General features: G+C 64.5%; 3 protein-coding genes. All 3 read right to left on the minus strand.

Annotated features, from left to right (window positions below; genetic code table 11):
- Window positions 1–467: 467 nt before the first annotated feature.
- A complete protein-coding gene (locus AC52Q4_RS09910) occupies window positions 468–1,529 on the minus strand; it encodes a phage portal protein (RefSeq protein ID WP_495536638.1) in 1,062 nt (353 codons plus the stop codon).
- On the minus strand, window positions 1,529–2,047 hold the full coding sequence (locus tag AC52Q4_RS09915) for a hypothetical protein (protein ID WP_495536639.1): 519 nt from the start codon (window positions 2,045–2,047) through the stop codon (window positions 1,529–1,531). The genes AC52Q4_RS09910 and AC52Q4_RS09915 overlap by 1 nt, the downstream gene beginning before the upstream one ends.
- Window positions 2,048–2,049: 2 nt before the next feature.
- Window positions 2,050–2,584 (minus strand): HK97 family phage prohead protease (locus AC52Q4_RS09920; protein WP_495536640.1); only part of this gene is annotated, 535 nt, incomplete at its 5' end.

Consider the following 2,584-nt stretch of genomic DNA (forward strand, 5'->3'; position numbering starts at 1 on the left):
GCCCTGATCTTTGCGGGCCGATCGTGATAAGTTGTCGCGCAACTCCGAGAACAGAATTTCGTATGGCCTTCGGGGAGTTTCTTGTGACACTTCGCGCACCTTGTTCGTTCGATTTGAAGCCCCGGCAATGCTACGTGCTCGGGCTGACCTTCATTCCAATCCGGCCGCTCGGCGCGCAGGCGTCGGTAGACTTCTTCAAGCACTGATCGGGCTGCCAAGTCCGCGTCCCGCCACCGCCATCCCTGCCGGCATAGATCGGCCCGCACAGCGGCGCGCAGCGGCCCCTCAAGGCCGAAGATGGAGGCGATCATTCCGGCTTCACGGGCGAGCCGGTGCAGCGAGACCATATCCGTGACCAGAGCGTCAAACCGGCCTTTCCCGAGCCGGCCTTTGACCGCATCTCGTCTCCGCCGAGCGAGCCGCCGTTCCATGTGTGGCGATATCATGAGCATCGAGGCCCCTCCCGGTCATATCTCCCAGTCCACAAGGCGCAGCGCCGCGTCTGCGTCGACACCGCCCTCCTTTGCCATCACCATCATCTGCACCACCTGGGCCGCGGCCCTCGCCCGCCCGCCAGCATCGAACGCTTGCAGCGGGGCGAGCACGTCGATGCTTACCTCTCCGCCAAACTTCCGGCCCGCCTCTTCGGCGATCAGCTCGGCGATCGGTTGCAAGGTCCACGTAGCGAGCTGGCGCTGCGCCTCTCTGACAAGGGGCCCTTGCGCCGTGGTATCGAAGAGGCTGGGCAAGACGCCGTAGGCTGTCAGGATCCCGGCACGCGCCGCCTTCAACGTCTGGTCAGTCATTGCCTTCGACAGATCGGGCGTCACGTCAGAGGGACGCCAGTCCTGAGCCGGCGCAGGCCCACCCGCTGCAGCGACGTTCACGCTTTCACGCAGCAAGACGCCACCGCGCCGTCCACGGAATCCGCGGCCCAGAGTTTCCAAATCGGTATCTGGGGTTTCCGGGAACGGCAGAACCTGAGTGCCAAGCGGCATGTTCTCGAATGCCTCTCCCAATGCACTCTCGACCGCATGAAGCATTCCGGCGGTGAGGCTCGCCCGGCGGAGGGGTGAAACACCAGTCCAAGGTGCACTTGGATCAGCACCGATACGAACGTGCAGCACCTCGGCCGCCAGCGCCGTTCGCGTCCGCCCGCCGCCCACCTCTGGGATTGACAAGCGATAGGCTCGAGGCTCCCCATCACGGGTGGATAGATCCCAATCCAGCGCCGGCACAAGCCGCGTGTCGCCAATCAGGAAAACCGCCTCGCCCCGGAGCGCCAGAGAGCGGGCGCACAGGGCCATGGTGAGCCGGTCCAGTAGGTCAGCACCCGAAACATCCGCGGAGGCCATAGCGCCCTCCCAGAGACTCACACAGGACGAAGCCGTTGCCGTCAGTTCCGCTAACCCGCGCGAGCCCGATATGTAGGACCATCTTGCGGCGATCACCTCGGAGGTGAAACCCGAGCCGCTGGCCCGTTGCTCGACAAGCTCAGCCCGCCGTCTGAATAAATCGAGAATGCCCATCACGGCGCCCTCCTGTATTTCCTGAGAAGATCGGCAGCACCACTCAGGTGCAGGGCGCGGGCACGCCATGCCGGGTTTCGGTCGAAGCCTTCACTCAGCCCGCCGATATTGACCTCGTACCGCCCTGCCCCGTGCCGATCCGCAGCCTCGGCCAGGTAGTCATCGAGCCGCGTGACCGCTTCTTGAACCGCGGCCGGGACATCGCCCGCATCGCCCCCCACCGTAGCGGTGAACCGGTAGATTTCGCCGTCGAGCACGTAACCGCCCAGCGGTGAAGGATCGAGCGTCACCGATTGCCACGCCAGGTTCTGCCATTTTTCCGTTGCTGTGATGGTCGCCGGTTTCAGATCGGGCGCCCACCATCCGGCCCCCTCGACGGTCCCGATCACTTCGCGCTCGGACCAGCGCCAAGACATCCATTCCTCGATGCGCGACCATGACAGCGCCTCGTTATTCAGATCGACCGGGTCCGCCGGATATGCGGCCGGCTCTTCTTCATCGCGTTGATAGGTGTTCATGTTCACCTCCACCGGTTGACGGCATGAAGCCGCAACGGCTGCAGCACCGGGCCCGGCGTCCAGTTACGTTTCTCGACCTCGGAGTCCTTGAAGGCCGGACGGGTGACGATGCTGAGCTCGTACAGCAGCGCCTCGCGCACATGCCTGATCAGGGCACCGCGCCGCGGATCGCCGTTTTCGTCGAGCGTGCCATCGTCGGGTTCCTCTTCGATGAATTCCGGCTCGGCCACCGCACGCTCAGGCGGGATGCGAAATCCCGGCGATATCCCGAACGCTAGCCCTGCCCCGATCTGAGCGATCACGTCCTTGCCATAGCTCGTCTGCCCGATCCCTTCGGCCACATCCGCTTCGAAGGTGAGCGCGTCGTCGGATTCGGTGAGCGCCAGCGTGCCGGTGAGTTTCGATGCCAGCGGCCGGTTGTAGTCGTGACCCACCAGCAGGTGGATTTCCTTGGTCGGATCCTCCACGCGGAACGCGAAGGCGCGCGGCTCGAAAACCTCTTTCCTCGGTCTGCCGGTGCGCCCACCGTCACTGAGC

It is taken from the genome of Nitrococcus sp., assembly GCF_059432795.1.

Excerpts from the sequence above, each read along its gene's own strand:
- AC52Q4_RS09915 (WP_495536639.1), bottom strand. The coding sequence starts at position 2,047 with ATGAACACCTATCAACGCGATGAAGAAGAGCCGGCCGCATATCCGGCG.
- AC52Q4_RS09910 (WP_495536638.1), bottom strand. The coding sequence starts at position 1,529 with ATGGGCATTCTCGATTTATTCAGACGGCGGGCTGAGCTTGTCGAGCAA.